This is a genomic window from Streptomyces sp. NPDC001401 (assembly GCF_042895385.1).
Lineage (GTDB): Bacteria > Actinomycetota > Actinomycetes > Streptomycetales > Streptomycetaceae > Streptomyces.
Genome location: NZ_JBIAWI010000020.1, coordinates 157,761 through 174,370, shown reverse-complemented (window position 1 = coordinate 174,370; position 16,610 = coordinate 157,761). Strand labels below are relative to the sequence as shown.

Genomic DNA, 16,610 nt, shown 5'->3' with positions numbered 1-16,610 from the left:
GGTGAGTGGTGCAGCCGGCTACGTGCCGGCCGGCGAGGCGGCGCCTGCGGACTCATCCACGGCGCGCGGGCCGAGGCGTCGCCATGCTTGAGCCCGCGCCCAGCCTGACCTTCCCCCATGCGCGACGGTTGGTCTCGTATCACCGGTGGGGGCCTGGACGCGGACACCGGCGCGGGCGCCCGCAGTGCCGGTGGCCGGGTGCCGGCGATGGCCCACTGGACGAATCCGACGCGGTCGCCGTCGCCCTGGACGACCCCGACCCCTGGCACGGCTTCGTCGGCTACCTCGAGACCGCCTGCGCGATGCAGGCCGCCGACCAGGGCTTCGCCGACGTCCTGACCACGACCTTCCCCACCGCCAAGGCCATGGAGGAACGCCGCAACGAGGCCTACGAGGGCATGGTGCGGCTCATCGGCCGGGCCAAGGCGAGCGGCCGCCTGCGCGAGGACTTCGACCCCTCGGACCTGGTGCTGATCCACATGGCCAACGCCGGCGTCGTCAACGCAACCGGCGACGCCGCCCCCGACGCCTGGCGCCGCGTCGTCGCCCTGTTCATCCAGTCCTTCGAGGCCCCGGCCCGTGGCCCCCTGCCTCCCTCGCCCGAGCACGACGACCTCTATAGGGCGATGCTCCGCACCGGCCCGACCGGCCTTGCCGAGCCCGCCCCCGGCAAGACCGACTGATCTCAGCAACGGAACGAGTGCGCCGAGGTGCCGGTGGCGTGCTTCAGGAAATGGTTCGGTGCCCCGCGGATACGCCCCGCGGGGCACCGTTCATTCGGCGATCAGCCACCCTGGCCCTGCGGTCCCACGAACTGCATGTCCAGGTGAATCTTCACAGCATCACCGAGAAGCCCGGCCCCGAAGTCCAGCCCGAAGTCGCTGCGCCGGATCTCACCCGTCGCCTCGAACCCGGCGTGCTTCCTCTGGTCCAGAGGGTGGTCCACCACCCCGCCGAACTCGACGGCGAACGTGACCGGGCGGGTCACGTCCCCGATGGCCAGGTCCCCCGCCATCGTCCAGTCCTCGCCCTCTCCGGACACCCGCGTCGAGCGGAACGTCATCGTCGGCCGCTTCTCCACGTCGAGCAGCTCGGCCGAGCGGGTGTGCGCGTCGCGGTCGGAGTTCCCGGTGTCGATGGAGGCGAGAGCGATCTCGGCGGTCACCTGTACGTCGTCGAAGGTCTCACCGACGTACAGCCCGGTCCTGAACTCGGTGAACCGGCCGCGCACCTTGGCGATCCCGAGGTGGCGGATGGTGAAGTTGACCGCCGAGTGAAGAGGGTCGAGTTCCCAGTCGCCGGGGGAGAGGGGCAGCGCGGCGACGGAAGTGGCAGTGGTGTTCGGGGAGTTGTCATTGCTCATGGCGTCATCGTGCAAGCTCCGTGACCAGGGAGGGAGGCCGGGCGAAGAGTGGTAGTGGCAGGGCCATCCTCCGCGACGGCACCCGTTGTACGGTTCGGCAGGTGAACGACAACGAGTTGGGCACCTTCCTGCGCACCCGCCGTGAGGCTGTCACCCCCGCCGAGGTGGGTCTGCCCGTGGGGCCCCGCCGCCGCACGCCGGGGCTGCGCCGGTCCGAGCTGGCCACCCTCGCCGGCATCAGCGTCGAGTACCTCACCCGGCTCGAACAGGGCCGCGACCGCAACCCCTCGCCCAAGGTCCTCGCCGCGATCGGCGACGCCCTTCACCTGCCGACGGCGGACCGACTCCTGTTGCACCGGCTGGCCAAGGAACACGGCGCGGACAAGGAGCTGTGCCACACGGTGACCGCACCGCCGGTGCGCACGGTGCGGCCCACCCTCCGGGCGCTCCTCGACCGCCTGGAGCCCTCGCCGGCCGTCCTGCTCAACTCGATGGGGGACATCGTGGCCTGTACACAGGGCTACGAGCGGTACGCCCGACCGCTCGGCCTGCTCGACGGCGACCCGCCCAACATGGTGCGGTACCTGTTCACCGACGACCGGGCCCGCGCGTTCCACCCCGGCTGGCACAGGCTGGCCGACGAGCAGGTCGCCCATCTGCGCAACGAGACCTCGCCGCACGACCCTCAAGTGGTCGCCCTGGCCGAGGAGTTGACGGCGGCGGTGGGGGCGCCGTTCAGCGACCGGTTGGCCGCCCTTCCGGTCATGCCCGCCCGGTTCGGGACCGAGCTCGTGGACCACCCGGAGGCGGGCCGCCTGCGCCTGTCGTACGAGACACTCGCGCTCCCGGACGAGGGCCAGCGCCTCGTGGTGCACATCCCGGTCGACGAGGTCACGGCCACCGCGCTCGACCGTCTCAACGGCCGCAGGCCGGGGGCGCTGCGGGCAGTGAGCGGCTGACCTCACGCGCGGTCGGCAGCGTGGGACGGCCAAGTCCGCCGTCCTGCACGCCGCCGCGATCGCCGTTCCGGCCGTTGCTCACGGCCTCGCCGCCGACGGCAGCTCCAGTCCCGCTCCGCCTGGTCGGTCGCCGTTGGCATCGGCCCGTACACGAAAGACGCCGCAGGTCGACGCGTAGTACCGCGGTACTACGCGCACCGCGTGGGTCAGCCTCCCGGTACCACGGGATCGGGCGGATCGGCTCCTAGCGTTGCCGGTGCGGCGTCGGAAACGTGCGGCGCCGGAGGCCGACAGGAAGAACGCGAATGATCGACGCACGGCAGTTGACCAAGCGATATGGCGAGAAGACGGCCGTCGACGGGCTGGACTTCGACGTGAAGCCGGGCACAGTGACCGGCTTTCTGGGGCCCAACGGCGCGGGCAAGTCCACCACGATGCGCATGATCGTCGGACTCGACGCCCCGACGAGCGGCTCCGTCACCGTGAACGGCCACCACTACGCCCGCCATGCGGCACCGCTCCAGGAAGTCGGGGCCCTGCTGGAGGCGAAGTCGATCCACCCGGGCCGCTCGGCGTACAACCACCTCAGGGCCCTCGCGCTGACCCACGGCATTCCGCGCCGCCGGGTCGACGAGGTGATCGACCTCGCCGGACTGGGCAGTGTGGCCAAGAAGCGGGCCGGTGCCTTCTCCCTCGGGATGGGCCAGCGGCTGGGCATCGCGGCGGCGCTCCTGGGCGATCCGCAGACGGTGATGCTGGACGAGCCGGTCAACGGGCTGGACCCGGAGGGCGTGCTCTGGATCCGCAACCTGCTCAAGGCGCTCGCCGACGAGGGCCGCACGGTGTTCGTGTCCTCGCATCTGATGAGCGAGATGGCCCTGGTGGCGGACCATCTGATCATTGTGGGGCGTGGCCGGCTGCTGGCCGACACGACCGTGGGGGACCTGATCCGCGAGGCGGGCGGCGACACGGTGACGGTCGCGACACAGGACCCGGCGCGGCTTCGGGACGTACTGGCCGGGCCGGGCGTCGACATCACGGGACGCGTCGGCTCCGAGGAACTGCAGGTGACCGGGCTGACCGCCCGCCAGATCGGGCTGACGGCGGCCGAGCACCGGATCCCGCTGTTCGAGCTGAGCGCGCGGTCGGTGTCGCTGGAGGAGGCGTTCATGGACCTGACCAGGGAGGCCGTGGAGTATCACGGATCCACGACGGGGATCGAGACCCTCGGGAGGCCGGCATGAGCACCCTCACCGCAACCGCCGAGGAACCCCGCACCGCCCCCGCCCGCCCCGGCTACCGGGTGACCGGACGGCGCGTGCTGTCCTCGGAGTGGGCCAAGCTGTGGTCCCTGCGCTCGACCTGGATCACCTTGGGCCTGGGTCTGCTGTTCCTGGTGGCGTTCGGTCTCATCGCCGCGAGCCGCTACAAGTCGGGGATCAACTCCGGCCACATGGACCGGGACTTCGCCGCGTCCACGGCCGTGAGCCTGTCCCTGTTCGGCACGAACTTCGCCCAGCTGGCCCTGGGCGTGCTCGGTGTGCTGGTCACGGCGGGGGAGTACTCGACCGGCATGATCCGCTCGACGCTCGCTGCGGTGCCGCGCCGACTGCCCGTGCTGTGGTCCAAGGCGGCGGTGTTCGGGCTGGTCGCGCTGGCGGTGGGCACGCTGGGCGCGTTCGTCGCCTTCCTGTTCGGGAGCGGCATCGTCTCGGGCACGCCCGCGGCCATGAGCCTTTCGCACGCGGGTGTGCTGCGCAGTCTGCTGGGCGCCGGGCTGTATCTCGGCCTGGTCGGCGTGATCGGCGTCGCGCTGGGTGCGCTGCTGCGGTCGGTGGCCGGCGGGATCTCGGTGCTGGTGGCCGCACTGATGCTGATCCCGGGACTCATCTCGCTGCTGCCGAGCTCCTGGCAGGACAACATCAGCCCCTACCTGCCGTCCAACGCAGGGGAGTCGATGTTCGCCCTGACCCACGACTCGACGACCCTGTCGCCCGGCGCAGGGCTGCTGGTCTTCCTGTGCTGGACGGCGCTGGCGCTGGGCGGCGCGGCGTACCGGCTCGCGCGCAGCGACGTCTGACGCCCGGCACCATGGACAGGTGACGTCCGTGACCACCGAAGACATCAGCGGGATGGGACCGCTGGTCGCCCGGCTGTCCCGGGGCGGCCAGCGGTTGCGGCAGGCCGACCGGACACATCCGTGGGTGCTGGACACCGCGGTCGTGGTCCTGGTCTTCCTGATGTTCTGCCTGCCCGACCTGCTCCACGGCGGTGCCGGCGACGGCGACGGCCCGCGCCGCTTCCGGATCGCCTTCACCCAGCTGCCCGTCGCGGGAATGCTGGCACTGCAGGCCGGACTCGTACTGCCCCTGCTGTGGCGGCGGCGCAGGCCCCTGGCGGCCTTCGGCGTCATCGCCGCGGTGTTCGTCCTGCAGTGGTCCATCGGCGCGGCGCTGCGCGCGGACGTCGCCCTCTTCATCGCCCTGTACAGCCTGGCCCTGCACGGGCGGCTGCGGCAGCTGCCATGGGCCTGCGCCACCATGGCGGGCGCCATGGTGCTGGTCGCCGTACGCGCCTCCTCGGCCGTGTCCGTCTGGGACGCGCTGTTCTTCCTGCTGAGCACCACCACCGCGGCCCTTACGCTCGGCCTGATGATCCGCATCCGCCGGGCCCAGCTCGCCGGACTGCGGGAGCGGGCCGCCCGGCTGGAGATCGAGCGCGACCAGCGCAGCAGGCTGGCCGCGGCCACCGAACGCACCCGCGTCGCCCGGGAGATGCACGACATCGTCGGCCACAACCTGTCCGTCATCATCACGCTCGCCGACGCCGGCGCCTACGCCACCGACATCGCACCCGAACGCGGCAAGGAGGCCCTCCAGCTCATCGGCGACACCGGCCGACAGGCCCTCGGCGAGCTGCGGCGCGTACTGGGTGTGCTGCGCGAGGCGGCGGACGGTCCCCAGGGCGGGCCCGAGCTCAGCCCGCAGCCCGGCATCTCGGACATCGACGCACTGTGCGCCAATGTGCGCGCCGCCGGACTGGAGGTCGTCTACCGCACCTCCGGCGACGTGGACGCCCTGGACAGCGGGGTGCAGCTGACGGCGTACCGCATCGTCCAGGAAGCCCTCACCAACACCCTGAAGCACGCCGACACCGACACCCGGGTGCACCTGGCGATCATCGAGACGGACACCCGGCTGACCATCCGGGTCCAGGACACCGGCCCGGCCACACCGCCGGGACCGCACGAGGAAGGACACGGCCTGGTGGGTATGCGGGAACGGGCGGCCCTGTACGGCGGGACCGTCAGCGCGGGGCCGGCGGGCGGCGGAGGATGGAGCGTCGAGGCCGTCCTCGACCTCACGCCCCAAGGCGGTGTCCGGTGACCACCGTGCTCGTCGTGGACGACCAGCCGCTGCAGCGCTACGGCTTCCGCATGCTCCTGGACTCCGTCCCCGAGACCGAGGTCGTCGGTGAGGCCGCCCACGGCGCCGAGGCCGTCCGCAAGGCCGCCGAACTGCGCCCGGACGTCGTCCTGATGGACATCCGCATGCCCGGCATGGACGGCATCGAGGCCACCCGCCGCATCGTCGCCGCCGGCGAGCGTTCCCGCGTCCTCGTGCTCACCACCTTCGACCTCGACGAGTACGTCCACGCCGCCCTGCGCGCCGGTGCCAGCGGCTTCCTCCTCAAGGACGCGCGCGCAGAGGAACTCCTCGCCGGCATCCGCGCCGTCGCCGTGGGCGACGCGGTCATCGCGCCCGCCCTCACCCGCCGCCTCCTGGACCAGTTCGCACGCTACGTCCCCGCCCACCGCACAGACGCCGCCGAGGACCCGAGGCTGAGCTCCCTCACCGACCGCGAGCGCGAGATCCTCGTCGCCGTCGGCAGGGGCTGGACCAACGGCGAGATCGCCACCCGCTTCGTCCTGTCCGAGTCCACCGTCAAGACCCACGTGGGCCGCGTCCTGGCCAAGATCGGTGCCCGGGACCGCATCCAGGCCGTGATCTTCGCCTACGACATCGGCCTCGCCCGGCCCGGCGCGGACTGAGCCGGGAAAACGCCGGCGGGCCGCCCAGGCGGCTGTCACCTGGGCGGCCCCGCGAGCGGTGGAGGCTCAGCCGTTCGAGCCTGCCGGGGTCGTGGTCGTCTTGAATCCCTCGGTCTTATTGGCCTTGACGGCGAAGTCATTGGTGAACGTCGGGCCGAGGTTCACCTTCGAGGTCGCGTTGCCGACCAGTTCCTCGCTCGCCAGAACGGTCTTCGGGCCGCCCGCCGGCATGATGCCGTCCGGGAGGAACTGGCCCTTGTCCTGGGTCAGCGCCGTGATGTAGTCGGCCTTGGTCACCAGCTGGTTCTGCACGAACGACGACGGCAGCTTGTTCGCGATGTCGGCCGCGCTGTGGGTGTTGATCCAGTGCAGGGTGGCGACGATCGCGTTCACGACCTTCTGCACCGCGTCCTTGTGGGAGTTCACCCAGTCGGTACGGGCGAGGACACCCGCCGCCGGCCAGGCGCCGCCCAGCGCCTGCTGGGCGCCCGCGGTGGTGGCCAGGTCGATCGCGGAGGAGCCGACGCCCTTCTTCTCGATCGCGGCGACCGTCGGCTGCGTGGTCATGACGCAGGCCGCCTTGCCGTTCTGCAGTGCGGCGACCGCGGTGGAGCCCGCGCCGACCCCGATCCGGCTGAACTGCTTGGTCTTGACGTTCTGCTTCGCGGCCAGGTACTGGGTGAGCATGTCGGTGCCCGAGCCCAGGTCGGTGACGCCGAGCGTCTTGCCCTTGAAGTCGGCAGCCGACTTGACGTTGCTCTTCGTCGTGCACATCTCGCGCTCGCCCGGCGCGCCGGACATCTGGACGACGTCCTCGACCGCCTTGCCCTTGACCTGGAAGTCGATGGTGTGGACGTACCAGGCGCCGGCCATGTCGACCTGCCCGGAGGCCATCGCGTCCTCGGCGCCGACACCGCCGTCCTGCTCGGTGCTCAGCACGACATTGACGCCGTACTTCTTGTAGAAGCCGAGGCTCTGGGCGAGCTGGTACGGCAGGTAGATCTGCTTGTCGAGGCCACCGACCATGATCTTCACCGTCGGCGTGCCACCGGAACTTCCGGTGCTGGCACTGGAGCTGCTGGAACAGGCGCTGACGGCGCCGAGGGCGAGAACGGTGAGGACGGACGCGGCGACGGCGGCGGGTCGTCTGGACATGGCTGACCACATTCCTTTGCTGAGGTGGAACAACAGGGGGAACCCGAAGGGGTGGGGGAGAGCGGCGTCAGAGGGTGTTGGCCTCGGACGGGGCCGGCGGGCGCCAGGACAGGAGCCGGTGCTCGAGCTTGCCGATCAGCCACTCGGCGCCGAGCACGATGACCGAGATGACGAGCATCGTGGCGAACACGCCGTTGGGGTCGAACTGGTTCTGCGCGGTCTTGATGACCAGACCGAGGCCGCGCTGCGCGCCGAGCACCTCGCCGACCAGCGCACCGACGATGGCGAAGCCGAACGCGCTGTGCAGGCTGGCGATGATCCAGGTGAGCGCGGACGGCACGATGACGTGCCGGATGGTCTGCAGCTGCGAGGCACCCAGCACCCTGGTGTTGGCAAGGATGTTGGGGTCGACCTCGCGCACGCCCTGGAAGGCGTTGAAGAAGACGATGAAGAACACCAGCACCGCGGCGAGCAGGATCTTCGGCAGCACGCCGATGCCGAAGGCGACGATGAAGATCGAGCCGAGGACGATGCGCGGGATCGCGTTGACCATCTTGATGTAGGGGCCGAGCACATCGGCGAGGAAACGGCTCTGGCCCAGCGCGACACCGAAGATCACTCCGGTGACGGCCCCGAGGGCGAAGCCGACGAGGGCCTCCTGGATCGTGGTCCAGATGTTCTGGTAGAAGGACCCGAACTCGGTGCCGTTCTGGAAGAGGTCGGCCAGGCGCCTGGCGATGCCGGACGGCTGCCCGAAGAAGAACGGGTCGACGATCCCCCAGGTGGTGAACGCCTGCCAGCCGCCGATGACGAAGGCCGCGAGGCCGATACGGCCCGCCCACACCAGGGCGATGCGCCGCCGGGCGTTGCGTTTGGCCAGGGCCGCGGCCGAGACCGGTGTGCCGTCCTTGACCCGGGCAGCGGAAGCGGTGGACGTCGTACTCATGCCGTACCTCCTGCGGTGCGTGCGTAGGCGCGCTCCACCTCCTCGCGCAGCGAGTCCCAGATCTGGTGCTGAAGTTCGATGAAGCGGGGCTGGAAGCGGATCTCCTGCACCGAGCCGCGCGGGCGCGGCAGGTCGATGTCGAAGACCGCCTTGACCGAGCCGGGGCTGGAGGTCATGACGACGACCCGGTCGGCGAGCGCCACCGCCTCGTCGAGGTCGTGGGTGATGAAGATGACCGACGGACGGATCTGCTCCCACAGGGCCAGCAGTTCGGTCGACATGATCGCCTTGGTCTGCACGTCCAGCGCCCCGAACGGCTCGTCCATGATCAGGATCTTGGGTTCGTTGATCAGCGCCGCGGCCATGGCCACGCGCTTGCGCATGCCACCGGAGAGCTGGTGCGGATAGCGGTCCTCGAACCCGGACAGACCCACCCGGCGCAGCCAGTCGCGCGCCGAGGCCTGGGCCTTCTGCTTGGACACCCCGCGGAAGACCGGGCCCATCAGGACGTTGCCGAGGACCGTCTTCCAGGGCAGCAGCGCGTCGCTCTGGAACATGAAGCTGACGCCGCCGGTGACGCCGTCCACCTCACGGCCGCCCACCTTGACCGAGCCCTCACTGGGCCGGTCGAGCCCGGACACCAGGCCCAGGGTCGTCGACTTGCCGCAGCCGGTCGGGCCCACCACCGCGCAGAACTGGCCCGGCTCCACGGTGAACGACACGTCCTGCAGTGCCGTGAACACCTCACCCGCAGGGGTCAGAAAACGTTTGGTGAGCCCTGAAATCTCGACTCGCGCACTGTCCGGGCCGATCTTCTCGGCAACGGAGCCAGTCGCGGCATCGTTTCGCGAAGCCATCTGAGGCCGTCTCCTTCCTAACCTCGGAGGTCGAGGAAGGCAGACGCTAAAAGGCCACCTGGCGTTACGTCGCTGTTTCAGACGTATCTCGCGTTAGCCGTATTCGCAGGGGTTCTGCTCGTTCTGCTCAGCAGGAAGGGGGTGGGCAGAAAGTCCCCGGTGGGACACAATCGCGCCACCACGGGTACGGCGAAGGGGCCGGGCCCGGCAGCACGACAAGGGCGAAAGCTTGTGATGCCCATCCGTATCCGGATCGGCCGTGGCCGAAAGAGGAGGCTCTCCGCGCGGATCCTGGCCAGCCAGCTGGCCATCCTCACCCTCACCGGAGCCATCGGCTTCGTGCTCTTCGCATTCGCCCAGCGATCCGAGATCGACCGCGCCTACGAGGGGCGGGCACTGGACATCGCCCAGACAACCGCCGCCGACCCGCAGATCCGGCAGGCCATGGCGCACGGCGGCGGCGACGGCATCGTGCAGAGCGTCGCCGAACGGATCCGCAAGGCGTCGGGGGCGTCCTACGTCGTCGTGCTCGACCTGCGCGGCGTACGCCACTCGCACCCCGACCCGGCGCTGATCGGCGAACCGACGGGCGACGTGATCGTGGTCCTCGACGGCAAGCCGCACGTCGGCACCGACCAGGGCGCGACGGGCCGCTCCGCCAACGGCAAGGCCCCGCTGCTCGCGCCCGACGGCACCCTGGTCGGCGAGGTGTCCGCGGGCATCCCCGAGCACTACGTGCTGGGCGAACTGTGGCGCGAGCTGCCCACCTTCGGCCTGTACTCCGCCATCGCCGTCGCGCTCGGCTCGGCCGCCGCGTTCCTGCTGGCCAGACGGCTGAAGCGGACGACGTTCGGCCTGGAACTGGAGGAGATCGCCGGACTGCTGCAGGACCGCGAGGCGATGCTGCACGGCATCCGCGAGGGTGTCATCGCCTTCGACCCCGACGGCCGGATCACCGTCGTCAACGACGAGGCCCGCAACCTGCTCGGCCTCGGCACCGCGCTCGGCAGCACGCTCGAGGAGGCGCTGCCCGACGGACGGCTGCGCCGCGCCCTGGACGGCACCCTCACAGGCACCGACCTCAACGTGCTGACCGACGACCACTGCCTGGTGGTCAACCGGATGCCGGTGACACTCCACGGCCGGGAACTGGGCGCGGTGGTCACCGTCCGCGACCGCACCGAGCTGATCGGGCTCCTGCGCGAACTGGACTCCGTACGCGGGCTCACCGACGCCCTGCGCGCCCAGCAGCACGAGTTCACCAACCGTATGCACACCGTGGCCGGGCTACTGGACATCGGCGACCACGACGCCGCCTACGAATACGCCGTCGAGTCGGCCGGCGCCGACCAGGCGCTGACCGAGTCCGTACGCGAACGAATCGGCAACGCACTGCTCGTCGGACTGATCGTCGCCAAGACCACGGTGGCCGCCGAACGCGGGGTACGGATGGTGCTCAGCGAGGACTCCGCGCTCGGCGAGGACCCGCCGCATCTGCGCCGGCTGCTGACCATCGTCGGCAACCTGCTGGACAACGCGATCGACGCGGCGGCCGGCGGACCGCCCCCGGCAGGCGGCCGCGAGGTGCAGCTGTCGCTGGTCGAGGCCGTCGACCAGGTGATGGTCAGCGTCGCGGACAGCGGCCCGGGGATTCCGCCGGGCGCCGCCGAGTCGATCTTCGAGGACGGCTGGTCGACCCGGCCCGACCGGGGCACCGCCCGGCGCGGGCTGGGCCTGGCCCTGGTCCACCGGCTGGCACAACGGCACGGCGGGACGATCACGGTCAGCGAGGGGCCGGGCGCCGTCTTCACCGTCGTACTCCCGCTGCTGCCCGACGCCACCCCCGGACCACGAGACACACAGTTGACGTCGGCCCTGCCGACAGGAGGTGACCGCGGATGATCAGGATTCTGGTGGTGGACGACGACTTCCGCGTCGGCCACATCCACTGCGACTACGCCTCCCGCGTCGACGGCGTCGAGGTGGTCGGGCGGGCGTCGACCGTGGCCGAGACGCTGGACGCGGTGCGCACCCTCCACCCCGACCTGCTGCTGCTCGACATCTTCCTGCCGGACGGCAGCGGACTCGACGTGCTGCGGCAGCTCAGCTCGGACGAGGGCGGCGCCCGCCCCGACGCGATCATGATCACCGCGGACCGGGACATCACCTCCGTACGCACCGCCATGAAGCTCGGCGCCGTGGGCTACCTGGTCAAGCCGTTCGGCGCCGCCGACCTGGCCGAGCGGCTCACCGCCTACCGCGAACTCCAGCACCGCGTGGACGCCCTGGGCCTCGCCCCCCGAACCGACCAGGCCGACGTGGACGCCCTCTTCAGCGCCGCCCGCCCACCGGCCGTGCCCCGGGTTCCGGCCAAGGGCCACTCCGCGCCCACCCTGGCCCTCCTGCACCAGGTCCTGCGCACCGCCCAGGAGGCCCTGTCCGCGGCCCAGGCCGCCGAACTCACCGGCGTCTCCCGCGCCACGGCCCAGCGCTATCTCTCCTACCTCGTGCGGGAGGGCATGGTCCGGCTCGAACTCCGCTACGGAACCACCGGTCGCCCCGAACACCTCTACCGCATCGTCCACTGAGCCGGGCGCCGGGCCCCACCCTCACGCCCCCGACAGCGGCCTGACCGTGCGGATCTGCTGGGCGTGTCCGACCGGGCCGTCGACGTCATGCAGGACCGTGCTGGTCAGGCCCTGCCCGGACGGGCCGAAGGCGACCGTGGTGTCCAGTCCCGTCCGCCGCAGCCAGGTGTCGACGCAGTCGGTGGAGCAGAACAGACGCTGATTGGCGCAGGTGTGCACGACATCGTCCCAGGCTCGGTGCCGGGCGGCTCCCCGGCTCTGCGGGGACCCGCAGTCATGCACGCGCCGTGGCAAGAGCGAGTACCGGGCGCCGCCTCTTCGGAGTCGGCGATACGCTCGCGCCGCCCGCGCGGGACCGGGAGGCGCGGTATGGAGTGGCAGGCCGCGCGCGGTGCTCACCAGCTGATTCCGGCCGCCACCGGAAGGTGGTCGCTGCCGGTGGCCGGCAGCACCCAGGAGCTCTCCGGCCGCACGCCACGGACCAGGATCTGGTCGATCCGCGCCACCGGGAACTTCGCCGGCCAGCTGAAGCCGAAGCCGTCCCCGGCCGCGTCCTGGACCGAGTGCAGCCGCGAGGTGATGCCGTCGAACGCGCGGTCGTCCGTGGTGCCGTTCAGGTCGCCGAGCAGCACCATCCGCTCGTTCTTCTCGGCGGCGATGGCCTTGCCGAGCGCCTGCGCGTTCCTGTCCCGGCTGGCCGTCCAATAGCCCGACCGGGGATTCACCCGCACGGATCCCAGGTGGGCCACGTACACAGCGAGGGGCCCGTGGTCCGTGGCCACTGTGGTGCGCAGTGCCCGGTTGTAGGCCATCTTGACGGCGGCCGGTTTGGTGGCTGCCAGCGGCCCGTAGTCCATCTCGGTGTCGACCGGCCGGATGTCCGACAGCGGCAGCTTGCTCCACAATCCGACCGTGCCCATCACCGTGTGGTACGGGTACGCCTTCGCCAGAGCCTTCTCGTACAGCGGCTTGGCCTGCGGGGTGATCTCCTCCAGTGCCAGCACGTCCGCCTTGGAGGCTGCCAGGTCGCGGGCGGTGCCGGCCGGGTCGGGGTTGCCGGCGCCGACGTTGTGGCTGACCACCGTGAGGTCACCGCCCGGGTGGGACTTGTCGCCGAGGAGCCCTCCGAAGAGGCTCAACCACACCGTGACAGGCAGCAGCAGCGCGACCACCGCGGAGGCGGAGCGGCGCCACAGCGCCCCGGCCAGCAGCACCGGGACGAACAGCCCGAACCACGGCAGGAAGGTCTCCACCAGGCTGCCGATGCCCCCTGTCCCGTTCGGGATCTTCGAGTGGAGCAGCATGAGCAGACCGAGCAGCAGCGCCAGCGCCGCGAGCACCGGGCCACGCTTCCAGGGCCCCGGCCGGGAGGCGAAGCGGATCGCCCGGCGCATACCCGCGCGCCAGGCCCCGGCGCCCGTGTCCCGGCGAGCGGCACCGCCCTGTCCGGTCTCCGCCGTGCACGCCGCGTCCACCTGCGCCATCGTCTGTCCTCGCTCACTGCCGGTCACGGCTGCATCCTCGGGTCCTGGGTGGGGTCGGCATACATATGGGGGCAACCACGATCAATCGCACTCGCGCGCAGTTCGTAGTGCCACGGTTCGTTCTTGTAGATCTGGCACAGCCCGTACTCGGCACCGTGCTCGGACAGCCACGTCGTCGCATCGGAGTGCCCGATGTCGACCGCGTCCCCCGACACATGAGGAGACGTCGCCGCGGTGGCCACCCAGCGCGCGGCCTCGGCTTCGGACCCGTACTTGGCGATCGCCTCGCGAAGAAGCTGATCCTGGTACGCCGGGGAACGCCAGCCGCTGTTGACATAGAACTTCACTCCGTCGTCCGCGGCAGCCGCCGCGGCCTGGCGGAGGGCCTTGAGCAGACCCGGCTTGAGCTTGGCCACAGCCGGAATCGAGTCGTCCAAGACCGTCACGCCGTCGGGGACGGCACCGTCGGCCTCGCCGAGCGCACCACGGTGCTCACCGCGAAGAGCATTCGAGAGTGATGCGGCCGAGGGGAGCGAGGAGGACGAGGAGTTCGGTAACTCGTAGCAGAGCGCTGCGGCGATCACTGCTAAGACGGCCGTCAGGCCGACCACAAAGAACCATCGAATCCGGCGGGCCGGTGTCCGTGCCGATGGTGGGGTTCGAGTCATACCGCCAGTCAAGGCAGCACGATGTTGCCGCCACGTATGCGGTTTTCGATATGCCGACGATATGCGCCGACTCGTAGCCTCGATGACATGCGTGTGCTGATTGTCGAGGACGAGCCCTTTCTGGCAGAAGCCATCCGCGATGGCCTACGCCTGGCAGCGATCGCGGCCGACATCGCAGGTGACGGCGACACCGCTCTGGAACTCCTGGGCATCAACGCCTACGACATCGCCGTCCTCGACCGCGACATCCCCGGACCGTCCGGTGACGAGATCGCCAAACGCATCGTCGCCTCCGGCAGCGGAATGCCGATCCTCATGCTCACCGCGGCCGACCGCCTCGACGACAAGGCCTCCGGGTTCGAACTCGGCGCCGATGACTACCTCACGAAACCCTTCGAACTCCAGGAACTCGCGCTCAGGCTCAGAGCACTCGACCGCAGGCGTGCCCACAACAGGCCTCCCGTGTGGGAGATCGCGGGTCTACGGCTGGATCCGTTCCGCCGCGAGGTCTACCGCGACGGCCGCTATGTCGCGCTGACCAGGAAGCAGTTCGCCGTACTCGAAGTCCTCGTCGCTGCCGAAGGCGGTGTCGTGAGCGCCGAGGACCTGCTGGAACGTGCGTGGGACGAGAACGCCGATCCGTTCACCAACGCCGTGCGCATCACCGTCTCGGCACTGCGCAAACGGCTCGGCGAACCCTCGATCATCGCGACCGTGCCGGGCGTCGGCTACCGCATCGACACGCAACCGGAGGCCGGACACGAGGGAGGCGAGCGTGGATAGGGCACCCGGGGTGAGCGTCCGCCTCAAACTCACCCTCAGTTACGCCGGATTCCTCATGCTTGCAGGTGCCTTGCTGCTCGCCGCCGTGTGGCTGTTCCTCCTGCGGTACGTCCCCGACCGTGCGATGCTCATCAACCCCGATGACAGGCCCGAGGGTGGTGTTTTTCCCATCCGGTCCGCCCTCCTGGACGTCTTTGCCCCAAGGGCAGCCGTAGTGTTGGCGTTCCTGCTGGTGTTCGGCCTCGTCGGAGGGTGGATCCTCGCCGGCCGCATGCTCGCCCCGCTGACCCGCATCACCCACGCCACCCGCATGGCCACGAACGGATCGCTTTCGCACCGGATCCAGCTGCCCGGCCGCAAGGACGAGTTCCGCGAACTCGCCGACGCCTTCGACGTGATGCTCGTACGGCTCGAAGCACACGTCGCCGAACAGCGGAGGTTCGCGGCCAACGCCTCACACGAGCTGCGCACCCCGCTGGCGATCTCGAAGTCGCTTCTCGACGTGGCCCGCACTGATCCGAACCGCGACACCGGCGAACTCATCGACCGCCTTCACGCCGTCAACACCCGAGCGATCGACCTCACCGAGGCACTTCTCCTGCTCAGCCGCGCCGAGCAGCGGTCGTTCACCCGAGAACCGGTCGATCTGTCACTCCTTGCGGAAGAAGCCACCGAAACGCTCCTTCCTCTCGCGGAAAAGCACGGCGTCACCATCGAGACCGGCGGTGACATCACCCCCACGGTCGGATCGCAAGCACTCCTGCTGCAACTGACCATGAACCTGGTGCACAACGCGATCGTCCACAACCTGCCTGAACAGGGCACCGTGTGGGTCAACACCAGCGTCCGTCCCGACACCGTGGTGCTCACCGTCGAAAACACCGGCGAGAAGCTCACCCCACAGTTGCTCTCGACACTCACCGAACCATTCCAGCGCGGCACCGAGCGCATACACACCGACCACGCGGGCGTCGGCCTCGGCCTGGCCATCGTCACGACCATCACCCAGGCACACGAGGGAACACTCACCCTCACTCCGCGCTCTGCCGGCGGGATCCGCATCACTGTGGAACTGCCCGCGATATCCCCGCACACCGGCGGGTGAAGCATCAGGGAATTGATGCGCTGCCACCACAGATCGGCGGCGAGGCCCTCACGAGTAGCTGGTACCCGTCACGTATTGGGTGGATTCGAAGAGGCCGGAGGCCATCTCGATGCCGGTGGTGACGGCATCCCGGGCGGTCGCCGTCATACACCCGTTGGCCCTGCGCAGAGCAGTCGCTGTGATGTTCCGTGGATTGCTGCCGCGTCGAGAATGCAGCAGCGAGGGGCCCGCCTCAAGGCCGGGCCCCTCATGGGCTCACGCTGCGGGCTCTGCTTCAGCCCTCTTCCCACGAGACGCTGCCCACGCCGGTGCCGATGGGCCCGTTGCACGACGCGCCGGACCAGCCCTCCCGGCCAGGGTTGAGCGTCACCCACTCCCCGTTGTGGTCCACCTCCCACCCGCACACCACCACGGCGCGGAAGGCCACGGCCTGCGCGGTGTTGTTAACGCAGTGAGCCCACCCCGTAACCCCGTCATCGGTATAGGTGTTGCAGGACAGAACGTTCTGCAGACCGACGTCCTTGGTGGTCACCTTCTGTGGCGCGGCGTCGTCGGCGTGGGCGGTGGTGGCGCCCACCATCGGCACGGCGGCCAGGGCGAGCGATGTGGCGATTGCGCTGATGAGTTTCAATTTTCCCCCTCAATCTGCCA

General features: G+C 70.1%; 17 protein-coding genes and 1 pseudogene. 10 read left to right on the top strand and 8 right to left on the bottom strand.

Going from position 1 to position 16,610, the window contains the following annotated elements; all coding sequences use genetic code 11:
- Positions 1-83: 83 nt before the first annotated feature.
- Complete coding sequence (locus tag ACFY10_RS44735; protein WP_390671114.1) at positions 84-683, top strand: hypothetical protein; 600 nt, start codon at positions 84-86, stop codon at positions 681-683.
- Positions 684-784: 101 nt separating this feature from the next.
- Here the strand turns inward: ACFY10_RS44735 and ACFY10_RS44730 are convergent, their stop codons facing one another.
- The gene (locus ACFY10_RS44730; RefSeq protein ID WP_390671113.1) at positions 785-1,363 is read right to left on the bottom strand and encodes a YceI family protein; all 579 of its coding nucleotides are present in this window, start codon (positions 1,361-1,363) and stop codon (positions 785-787) included.
- Between the two features lie 101 nt (positions 1,364-1,464).
- Here ACFY10_RS44730 and ACFY10_RS44725 point away from each other — a divergent pair, with 101 nt between their 5' ends.
- The 5 genes from ACFY10_RS44725 (at position 1,465) to ACFY10_RS44705 (ending at position 6,373) form a co-directional block, all read left to right on the top strand.
- Positions 1,465-2,322 (top strand): helix-turn-helix domain-containing protein, encoded by an 858-nt coding sequence (locus ACFY10_RS44725; protein ID WP_390671112.1) that lies wholly within the window; start codon positions 1,465-1,467, stop codon positions 2,320-2,322.
- Between the two features lie 305 nt (positions 2,323-2,627).
- Positions 2,628-3,566, top strand: coding sequence for an ABC transporter ATP-binding protein (locus ACFY10_RS44720; RefSeq protein ID WP_390671111.1), 939 nt, complete (start codon positions 2,628-2,630; stop codon positions 3,564-3,566).
- Positions 3,563-4,402 (top strand): ABC transporter permease, encoded by an 840-nt coding sequence (locus ACFY10_RS44715; protein WP_390671110.1) that lies wholly within the window; start codon positions 3,563-3,565, stop codon positions 4,400-4,402. Before ACFY10_RS44720 ends, ACFY10_RS44715 begins: the two co-directional genes overlap by 4 nt.
- 52 nt (positions 4,403-4,454) lie before the next feature.
- On the top strand, positions 4,455-5,708 hold the full coding sequence (locus ACFY10_RS44710) for a sensor histidine kinase (protein ID WP_390671169.1): 1,254 nt from the start codon (positions 4,455-4,457) through the stop codon (positions 5,706-5,708).
- Complete coding sequence (locus ACFY10_RS44705; RefSeq protein WP_390671109.1) at positions 5,705-6,373, top strand: response regulator; 669 nt, start codon at positions 5,705-5,707, stop codon at positions 6,371-6,373. Before ACFY10_RS44710 ends, ACFY10_RS44705 begins: the two co-directional genes overlap by 4 nt.
- 66 nt (positions 6,374-6,439) lie before the next feature.
- On the opposite strand, the gene ACFY10_RS44700 is transcribed toward ACFY10_RS44705, so the two are convergent.
- The 3 genes from ACFY10_RS44700 to ACFY10_RS44690 form a co-directional block, all read right to left on the bottom strand.
- A complete protein-coding gene (locus ACFY10_RS44700; protein ID WP_390671108.1) occupies positions 6,440-7,528 on the bottom strand; it encodes an ABC transporter substrate-binding protein in 1,089 nt (362 codons plus the stop codon).
- A gap of 67 nt (positions 7,529-7,595) precedes the next feature.
- The gene (locus tag ACFY10_RS44695; RefSeq protein ID WP_390671107.1) at positions 7,596-8,474 is read right to left on the bottom strand and encodes an ABC transporter permease; all 879 of its coding nucleotides are present in this window, start codon (positions 8,472-8,474) and stop codon (positions 7,596-7,598) included.
- Positions 8,471-9,331, bottom strand: a complete 861-nt coding sequence (locus tag ACFY10_RS44690) for an ABC transporter ATP-binding protein (RefSeq protein ID WP_390671106.1) — start codon at positions 9,329-9,331, stop codon at positions 8,471-8,473. The genes ACFY10_RS44695 and ACFY10_RS44690 overlap by 4 nt, the downstream gene beginning before the upstream one ends.
- Positions 9,332-9,565: 234 nt before the next feature.
- Between ACFY10_RS44690 and ACFY10_RS44685 the strand changes: the two genes are divergently transcribed.
- Entirely contained in the window at positions 9,566-11,233 is a 1,668-nt protein-coding gene (locus ACFY10_RS44685; RefSeq protein ID WP_390671105.1) for an ATP-binding protein, read from the top strand.
- A complete protein-coding gene (locus ACFY10_RS44680) occupies positions 11,230-11,919 on the top strand; it encodes a response regulator (protein ID WP_390671104.1) in 690 nt (229 codons plus the stop codon). The genes ACFY10_RS44685 and ACFY10_RS44680 overlap by 4 nt, the downstream gene beginning before the upstream one ends.
- A gap of 21 nt (positions 11,920-11,940) precedes the next feature.
- Here ACFY10_RS44680 and ACFY10_RS44675 read toward each other — a convergent pair.
- The 3 genes and pseudogenes from ACFY10_RS44675 to ACFY10_RS44665 all read right to left on the bottom strand — a co-directional run.
- A pseudogene (locus ACFY10_RS44675) lies at positions 11,941-12,072 on the bottom strand (thioesterase family protein); the annotation flags it as partial.
- 242 nt (positions 12,073-12,314) lie between these two features.
- A complete protein-coding gene (locus ACFY10_RS44670; protein ID WP_390671168.1) occupies positions 12,315-13,313 on the bottom strand; it encodes an endonuclease/exonuclease/phosphatase family protein in 999 nt (332 codons plus the stop codon).
- Positions 13,314-13,426: 113 nt separating this feature from the next.
- Positions 13,427-14,071 (bottom strand): M15 family metallopeptidase, encoded by a 645-nt coding sequence (locus ACFY10_RS44665; protein ID WP_390671103.1) that lies wholly within the window; start codon positions 14,069-14,071, stop codon positions 13,427-13,429.
- Positions 14,072-14,158: 87 nt separating this feature from the next.
- On the opposite strand from ACFY10_RS44665, the gene ACFY10_RS44660 reads away from it, so the two are divergent.
- Together ACFY10_RS44660 and ACFY10_RS44655 are read left to right on the top strand one after the other, a co-directional pair.
- Positions 14,159-14,854, top strand: a complete 696-nt coding sequence (locus ACFY10_RS44660; protein WP_390671102.1) for a response regulator transcription factor — start codon at positions 14,159-14,161, stop codon at positions 14,852-14,854.
- On the top strand, positions 14,847-15,959 hold the full coding sequence (locus ACFY10_RS44655) for a sensor histidine kinase (protein WP_390671101.1): 1,113 nt from the start codon (positions 14,847-14,849) through the stop codon (positions 15,957-15,959). Before ACFY10_RS44660 ends, ACFY10_RS44655 begins: the two co-directional genes overlap by 8 nt.
- A gap of 274 nt (positions 15,960-16,233) precedes the next feature.
- Here ACFY10_RS44655 and ACFY10_RS44650 read toward each other — a convergent pair whose 3' ends face one another.
- Positions 16,234-16,590 carry a hypothetical protein gene (locus ACFY10_RS44650; RefSeq protein WP_390671100.1) on the bottom strand — a complete coding sequence of 119 codons (357 nt, stop codon included), beginning with the start codon at positions 16,588-16,590 and terminating at the stop codon, positions 16,234-16,236.
- Positions 16,591-16,610 lie beyond the last annotated feature (20 nt).